Below are 7,468 nucleotides of genomic sequence, written 5' to 3'. Positions count from 1 at the left end.
CGTTTCACAGCCGACATCTCGATGGACAGCCGAGCTACGCGTGACCTGGGCCTGGGCATAGCGGTGTTGGGCGGGGTGGCTGGCACGGCTGGGCAGCTCAGGCAGGTGGCTAGGCCTCAGGAGATCCAGCAGTTCGACCTCGCTCAGATGCAGTAGGTGTCAGGCGAAATTCACCAGGGCCTGGGAACCCTCATGGAGTATTTGTTGAGCCCGGTGCAGAAGGTGTCGGCTGAGGCGGAGCGGGAGCGGCGCCAGGAGGCAAGACGTGAAAGCGCTATGAAATATGTAGCTTTTCACGTCCATGCAATAAGGGCTGAGGCCGAATTTTGTACTCAGCCAGAAGTGAAGCCAAACGAAATATTGTCCAGAACGGTCAGGCACTGTGCGTCGTGCAGGAGTCGGCAAACAGTAAACTGCAGCCATGGATTCCGCCCCCCTGCCTTTGCCAGCTGACAGCCCTCACGTCGTGGCGGACATCGCCGCGCGTGATGACTGGGTGGAGGCCAAGCTGACGCGCAACTTCATGCGCAACGCGCGGCCGGCGCTCAATTCAACTGCGCTGGTGATCCCGGTCATCGTGGCTGTCCTCTACAACAACGTCAACCATTGGGCGTTGCTGAGCTGGACGCTGGCGGCAGTGCTTATTCTGGTGATGCGCTACTCGGTGGTCCGGATCTACCAGCGCGACTATGCCGACTCCGGCATCGCCCAGCAGCGGGCCTTCATCGCGCGTTATGGCTGGACTTGGCCTTTGGGTGGCATGGTCTGGGGCGCGTCGATGTTCCTGTACTTTCTCAAGGCGCCGGTCTTTGACCAGTTCATCTGCCTGATCGTGCTGGTGGGCATGGCGGGTTTTTCCGTGGGTGCGTTGTCTGCGTGCCTGCGCTGCTTTATCGGGTACATCAACGGGCTGGCCTACACCATCCTGGCCGCGTTGGCCTGGAGCATGGCGGTAGAACGGCCCTTCCCGGGCACCCTCACGACCTATGCGCTGGTGGCGCTGGTGCTGATTTACTGGTCGGCCGTCCGCATGGCCGGGCAACGCCTGAACCGCGTTCAGCGGTCCAACCTGGATCTGCAGTTTGCCAACGCGCAGCTGATCGCCTCGCTGACCGAAAAAACACGCGTGGCGCTGGAGGCGGTCGAAGCCAAAAGCCGGTTTATTGCAAGTGCTGCCCACGATTTGCGCCAGCCGGTGCATGCCCTCGGCCTGTATGCCGACTGGCTGCGCGCCGAGCCGGAACTGGTGCTGCAGATCACCCCGAAAATTGTGCAGTCCACGCAGGCCGTCAACGAGCTTTTCAATTCGCTGTTTGATCTGGCCAAACTCGATGCCAGCGTGGTCGAGGTGAACTGGCAGCGGGTGGACCTGCCGTCACTGGTCGGGGAGCTGGAGTTGCGCTACGCCCCGCTGGCGAAGGAGAAGGGGCTGGACCTGCGCACCCATGTGCTGCCGGGGGCGGTGCGCTCAGACCCGGTGCTGCTCAAGCGCCTGCTCGGCAACCTGCTGTCCAATGCGATCCGCCATACCGAACGGGGCGGCGTGTTGATGGCGGTTCGTCCGGGCGAGGACGGCTGGCGTGTGGAGGTGTGGGACACCGGCGTGGGCATCGCCCCGGAGCACCAGCAGGCGATTTTTCAGGAGTTTTACCGCGTGGCCAGGCACAACGGAACCGAGGAAGGCTTCGGGCTGGGGCTGGCCATCGTGACGCGGCTGTGCGGGGCCTTGAATCATCGCCTGAGCATGCGATCCAAGCCTGGGAAGGGCACGGTGTTCCGGCTGGACATGGAGGCCTTCGACGACGGAGAGGCTACCCGCGGACGCCCAGACGACAGCCACCACTGAAGCGGCGCCCTGGAGCAGGCCCCAGTGCAGGTCCTAGAGCAGGCCCTGGGTGCGGGCGAGGTGGCTGGCCTGTGAGCGGCTTTTGACATTGAGCCTGCGAAACAGGCGCCACAAATGAACCTTCACGGTGTGTTCGCTGATCTGCAATTCGGCGGCAATGTCGCGGTTGCTCAGGCCTTTGTCCAGCATCACCAGCAACTGCTTCTGGCGTTTGGACAGCTTCTCGGGTTCCGTGCTGGCCTCCGGATCGGCACTGTCGTCCAGAAAGGTTTTCAGGACCTTGGCGATCTCGGTCGCGCCGACGGATTTTTCAATGTAGACATCGGCGCCGGCTTCCAGCGAGAGGTCCTGGTAGTCCTGCGCGGGGGCGGCTGACAACACCACGATGGGCACCTCGGGAAACTGCTGGCGCACCTCCCGCACGCCTGATACGCCATGGGTGTCCGGCAGTTTGAGGTCCAGGCAGATGATGTCCGGGACACCATGCTGTTCCACGGCCGGGCCGATGGCCGCCAGCCTGTCCAGCTCGATGACGACGGCTTTGGTATGCAGACGGCGAATAAGCATCACCACGGCTTCCCGCATGAGTGGATGGTCATCGATGACAAAAATACGCATGGGGCCTGGCGGTAAGGATGTGAAAGACTGTCAGTGAATGGAACAAAAAGTAAGCATACCTGCTGACTGTCAAGTTGGCGAGTAAGCGATAAATTTTAAGTCCGGAATTAATTCACGATGCATGGTTTGAAAGGCATCCTTTTTCATTACTTGTCGGCCTTGCACTTCTGCTGCTGGACGCGTTTTGAGGGGCCTCGTCCCGGCCTTCAGGACCTCGCTTCGACCAGTTGCTGCAAGGCCGAATCCAGTGCTGCCGCGGTGATGCCGGGGAGAGGCTGCAGCTTTTCACGTAAACCGTCGAGTGCGCTGGCGCCCTGGGTTTGCAGCAGGCCAATCGCCTGCGCGGCCTCCTTGGGAGCATCGAAGCCGTGGCTTTGCAGCAACAGCTGGCCCTGGGTATCGACCAGCTTGAAATGGAACTTGCCGTCTGCCTCGCGGTATTGCTTGAAGACCGGCAGGGAGGCCCTGGCTGCTTTCTCTTTGGGGGCGGCGCTCGCCGGGGCACCGAGCTTGCGCAGGCCCACCGCGTGGCGCAGTTCCCGCAAGAAAGGGGCCGCGAGCTGGCGTGCCTTGTCGGCGCCGGCCTGCAGAATGGTTTCTATCCTGGCCGGATCCTTCATCAGCGCCTGGTACTGGGCTCGCATGGGCGCCACGTCCCGGTCAATCCGCTCGAACAGGAGCTGCTTGGCATCGCCCCAGGCAATGCCTTCGCCGTAGGCCTGGCGCAGCGCGGCGGTTTCGGGCTCGCTGGCAAAGGCCTGGTAGATCTGGAACAGCGCCGAGCCTTCGATCTCCTTGGGCTCGCCCGGTGCGCGCGAGTCGGTCACGATGCCGGCGATGAGTTTTTTCAGTTGCTCGCGCGGCGTGAACAGCGGGATGGTGTTGTCGTAACTCTTGCTCATCTTGCGGCCGTCCAGGCCAGGCAGCAAGGCGACGGACTCCTCGATCAGCGCCTGCGGGAGCACAAAGTGTTCGCCGTACAGGTGGTTGAAACGCTGCGCCATGTCGCGCGCCATCTCGATGTGCTGGATCTGGTCGCGCCCGACCGGCACATGGTGGGCCTTGAACATCAGGATGTCAGCGCCCATGAGCACCGGGTACATGAACAGGCCGGCGCTGACGTCGGCGTCGGGGTCGTTGCCGGCCGCCGTGTTCTTGTCGACCGAGGCCTTGTAGGCATGGGCGCGGTTGAGCACACCCTTGGCCGTCACGCAGGTCAGCAGCCAGGTCAGTTCGGGAATTTCCGGAATGTCCGACTGGCGGTAAAAGGTCACGCGCTCCGGGTCCAGCCCGGCGGCCAGCCAGCTGGCGGCAATCTCCAGCGTGGACTGCTGGATGCGCGCCGGCTCGTCGCACTTGATCAGCGCATGATAGTCGGCCAGGAAGTAAAAGCTCTCTGCGCCGGCTCCTGTGCTGGCGGCGACGGAGGGCCGGATGGAACCGACGTAGTTGCCCAGGTGCGGCGTGCCGGTGGTGGTGATGCCTGTGAGAAAGCGCTGGGGCGAAGGCGAAGTCGAAGGGGCGGGGCGCGCGGCGGCGTCGGAAGGCTTGTTTGTCATCATTTGTCCAGGGTCATTGCACCAGCATCGCCAGAGGCGTCAGCACGATTTCAAGAAGGGCGTAGGTCAGCGTCATCAGCGGCCGCATCCACAGGTTGGTGATCACGCCGGAAATCACCAGCGCCATCACGATGAAGAAGCCCCAGGGCTCCACGCGCGAGACCAGCATGGCCTGTTTCCAGGGCAACAAACCGACCAGCACGCGCCCGCCATCAAGCGGCGGCAGCGGGAACAGGTTGAACACCAGCATCACGACATTGACCAGAATGCCGGCCTGGCACATCTTGATGAAAAACGGTTCGCTGATGCCCGTGCCCTGCAGCAGGTACAGCGCGATGCCCCACAGCAGGGCCTGGGCCAGGTTGGCGCCCGGGCCAGCCAGCGCCACCCAGACCATGTCGCGTTTGGGGTTGCGCAGCTTGCCGAACTGCACCGGCACCGGTTTGGCATAACCGAACAAAAAGGCGCCCGAGGTCGCGAAGTAAAGCAGCAGAGGCATCAGGATGGTGCCCACCGGGTCGATGTGTTTGAGCGGGTTGAGCGTCACGCGGCCCAGCATCCAGGCCGTGTTGTCGCCGAAATGCCGGGCCACATAACCGTGCGCAGCCTCGTGCACGGTGATGGCAAACAGCACGGGAAGCGCGTAAATGGCGACGGTTTGAATCAGGTTGGCAAAGTCCATCCGCCAATTGTCTCAGACGTGGCCCCCACGGTCGCTCTACCAGCGTGTAGCGTCCTGTTCCCCCGATGGGCAGGGCAGCGAGGACACGAAGTGCCCAGTGTGGATGTCCTTCAAGCAGGGGCCGCGGGTCCGGCTTTGCCGGCCCGCAGGCGCAGCGGCCCCCTCGGGGGGCAGGGAGCTACACGCAGTGAGCGACCGTGGGGGCTCTAAATGCCCAACGCCGCGAGGTCGCCGCGCCCCTGCCGCACCACCACGGGGTCATCACCCTGGCCCATGGGGGTCAGGTCGATCACGGTGGTGGCTTCCTGGGGACAGGCGCCAGCGTCAATGACCGCCGCCAGGTCGTGTTCCATGTGGTCGCGAATGTCGCCCGCGTCGTTCAGCGGCTCGGTTTGGCCCGGCGGAATCAGCGTGGTGGCCAGCAGCGGCGCGCCGTGCAGTTCCAGCAGCGCCTGCAGGGTTTTGTGCCCGGGCACGCGCAGGCCTATGGTCTTGCGCGAGGGGTGGCTCAGGCGCCGCGGCACTTCCTTGCTGGCTTCGAGGATGAAGGTGTAGGGCCCTGGCGTGGCGGCCTTGATCAGGCGGAACTGCTTGTTGTCGACGCGTGCGTAGTTGGCCAGCTCGCTCAGGTCGCGGCACAGCAGGGTCAGGTGGTGTTTGTCGTCCACGCCGCGGATACGGCGCAGGCTGTCGGCAGCCGTCTTGTCGTCAAGGTGGCAGACCAGCGCGTAGCTCGAATCCGTGGGCACGGCGATCACCGCGCCGCGCGTCAGCAGCGCCACCGCCTGTTTGAGCAGGCGCGCTTGCGGGTTGTCGGGGTGAATCTCGAAATACTGGGCCATGGTGTGTTTTTCAAGGATGTCAGGACTCTGCCGGCCGCACGCTGAACTCTTTCAGCGCACGGCTTTCACGCGCGGTCAGCCAGGCCCCCAGTGCCCCGCAGATGGCAATCATCAGCATGCCGATCATGGACCAGCCGTCCGGCACATGCGAAAAGGCGATCCAGCCGCCGACCATCGCAAAAGCGATCTGGGCATACAGGTAGGGCGTGAGGGTGGCGGCCGGCGCCCGCATGTAGCCCAGGATCAGCATGAAATGCCCGACGGTGGCCATCACGCCCATCAGCAGCAGCCAGCCCCACAACGACCACGAGGGCAGGGTGATCCAGACAAAAGGCAGGGCCAGCGAGGCCAGCAGCGTGCCGACCCAGCCGGTGTACAGGTGCATGGTGATCGGGTCTTCGGTTTTGGCCAGCCGGCTGGTGAGTACCTGGAAGCCGGTGTTGGTTGCCACCATGCCCAGCGGCAGCAGCAGGGTCCAGGTGAAGTCTTCGCCGCCGGGGCGAATGATGATCAGCGTGCCGGCAAAACCGCCCAGCACCAGCGACCAGCGCAGGACCGAGACCTTTTCGCCGAGCGCCGTAGCGGCCAGCAGCGTGATGAGCAGCGGCACGATGGCGCCGATGGCGGTGAACTCGGCCACCGGCATGTACTTGAGGCTCAGGAAGGCGAACAGGCTGCTGAGCAGCAGCAGCAGGCCGCGCAGGCACTGGAATTTCGGGTGGGCGGTGCGCAGCACGCTCAGGCCGCGCAGCGGCAGCACCACGGCGGTGGTGGCAATCGCCTGGAAAAAGTAGCGAAACCACAGGGCCATCAACAGCGGCACGCTGGCACTGACAAATTTGGTGGTGGTGTCCAGCGTTGCAAAAAAACCGGTGGCTGCAATGACCAGCGTGATGCCCGCCAGGGCCGACGGCGCGCGGCTCACCGGATGCGGTCTTCCAGAAGCTCCCAGACGGGGGTCAGGTGGCCGGGCAAAAAGGGCAGGGTGCCCAGGTCGGTGTGGCTTTCGTCGGGGCTGTGGAAGTCGCTGCCGCGCGAGGCGGCCAGGCCGAACTCTTTGGCGGTTTCGGCGTATTTCACATATTCCTGCGTGCTGTGGCTGCCGGTCACCACTTCCACCGCCTGCCCGCCATGGGACACGAATTCGGTGAACAGTGCGTATTCTTCGTTGGGGGTGAACTTGTAGCGCCCCGGGTGGGCGATCACCGCAACGCCATTGGCGCTGGTGATCCAGGCCACGGCGTCCTGCAGGCTGGCCCAGCGGTGCGGCACGTAGCCGGGTTTGCCTTCGGTCAGGTACTTGCGAAACACCTCGGAGGTTTCCTTGCAGACGCCGGTCTCCACCAGGAAGCGTGCGAAGTGGGTGCGCGAAATCAGGTCCGGGTTGCCGACAAACTTCAGCGCGCCTTCGTAGGCGCCGCGGATGCCGGCCTTGGCCAGCGAGTAGGCCATCTCCATGGCGCGCTGTTCGCGGCCACCGCGCGTGTTGCGCAGGCCCTGCTGCATGGCCGCGTCGTCGGGGTCGAACCCGAGGCCGACGATGTGCACGGTTTCACCGGCAAAAGTCACCGAAATTTCCGTGCCGGTCAGGTAATGCATGCCCTGCGCCCGGGCTGCCGCTGCAGCCCGATGCTGGCCGCCGATTTCGTCGTGGTCGGTCAGCGCCCAGAGTTCGACACCGTTGGTTTTGGCCCGTTCGGCCAGCGCTTCGGGGGTCATGGTGCCGTCCGACACCACGGAGTGACAATGCAGATCAGCGTTGAGGATGTTTTTGGGGATCACCAAACCATTTTAGGCTTTAGGAAGCGCTGAATATGTCCTTGCGGATGCGCGGCAGCCGGATCGGGATGGAATGCAAGGCGGATTTCGCAGCCAATAGCTGGCTATTGGCAAGAAATTCAACGCAGCAGGCCGCCCGAGC

At 63.8% G+C, this 7,468-nt stretch carries 7 protein-coding genes; 1 reads left to right on the top strand and 6 read right to left on the bottom strand.

The window, feature by feature from the left end:
- Positions 1–421: 421 nt before the first annotated feature.
- Entirely contained in the window at positions 422–1,846 is a 1,425-nt protein-coding gene (locus B7X65_RS23650; RefSeq protein ID WP_293596679.1) for a HAMP domain-containing sensor histidine kinase, read from the top strand.
- Between the two features lie 33 nt (positions 1,847–1,879).
- Here the strand turns inward: B7X65_RS23650 and B7X65_RS23645 are convergent, their stop codons facing one another.
- The 6 genes from B7X65_RS23645 to B7X65_RS23620 all read right to left on the bottom strand — a co-directional run bounded on the left by B7X65_RS23645 (position 1,880) and on the right by B7X65_RS23620 (position 7,329).
- Positions 1,880–2,464 carry a response regulator transcription factor gene (locus B7X65_RS23645; protein ID WP_293596678.1) on the bottom strand — a complete coding sequence of 195 codons (585 nt, stop codon included), beginning with the start codon at positions 2,462–2,464 and terminating at the stop codon, positions 1,880–1,882.
- Between the two features lie 206 nt (positions 2,465–2,670).
- On the bottom strand, positions 2,671–4,026 hold the full coding sequence (locus B7X65_RS23640; protein ID WP_293596677.1) for a tryptophan--tRNA ligase: 1,356 nt from the start codon (positions 4,024–4,026) through the stop codon (positions 2,671–2,673).
- A 10-nt stretch (positions 4,027–4,036) separates the two neighbouring features.
- Positions 4,037–4,705, bottom strand: a complete 669-nt coding sequence (locus B7X65_RS23635; RefSeq protein ID WP_293596676.1) for a site-2 protease family protein — start codon at positions 4,703–4,705, stop codon at positions 4,037–4,039.
- Positions 4,706–4,911: 206 nt separating this feature from the next.
- On the bottom strand, positions 4,912–5,547 hold the full coding sequence (locus B7X65_RS23630; protein WP_293596675.1) for an L-threonylcarbamoyladenylate synthase: 636 nt from the start codon (positions 5,545–5,547) through the stop codon (positions 4,912–4,914).
- A gap of 19 nt (positions 5,548–5,566) precedes the next feature.
- Entirely contained in the window at positions 5,567–6,472 is a 906-nt protein-coding gene (locus B7X65_RS23625) for a DMT family transporter (RefSeq protein WP_293596674.1), read from the bottom strand.
- Positions 6,469–7,329, bottom strand: coding sequence for a 3',5'-nucleoside bisphosphate phosphatase (locus B7X65_RS23620; protein WP_293596673.1), 861 nt, complete (start codon positions 7,327–7,329; stop codon positions 6,469–6,471). Before B7X65_RS23620 ends, B7X65_RS23625 begins: the two co-directional genes overlap by 4 nt.
- Between the last annotated feature and the right edge of the window lie 139 nt (positions 7,330–7,468).

The sequence above is a fragment of the Polaromonas sp. 39-63-25 genome (assembly GCF_002278925.1).
GTDB lineage: Bacteria > Pseudomonadota > Gammaproteobacteria > Burkholderiales > Burkholderiaceae_C > Polaromonas.
The sequence above is the reverse complement of the archived record's forward strand: the minus strand, read 5'-3'. Positions and strand labels throughout refer to the sequence as shown.

What these genes read in the sequence shown, in the direction of transcription:
- B7X65_RS23645 (WP_293596678.1), bottom strand. Translation starts at nt 2,464, where the DNA reads ATGCGTATTTTTGTCATCGATGACCATCCACTCATGCGGGAAGCCGTG.
- B7X65_RS23630 (WP_293596675.1), bottom strand. Translation starts at nt 5,547, where the DNA reads ATGGCCCAGTATTTCGAGATTCACCCCGACAACCCGCAAGCGCGCCTG.
- B7X65_RS23635 (WP_293596676.1), bottom strand. Translation starts at nt 4,705, where the DNA reads ATGGACTTTGCCAACCTGATTCAAACCGTCGCCATTTACGCGCTTCCC.
- B7X65_RS23640 (WP_293596677.1), bottom strand. Translation starts at nt 4,026, where the DNA reads ATGATGACAAACAAGCCTTCCGACGCCGCCGCGCGCCCCGCCCCTTCG.
- B7X65_RS23650 (WP_293596679.1), top strand. Translation starts at nt 422, where the DNA reads ATGGATTCCGCCCCCCTGCCTTTGCCAGCTGACAGCCCTCACGTCGTG.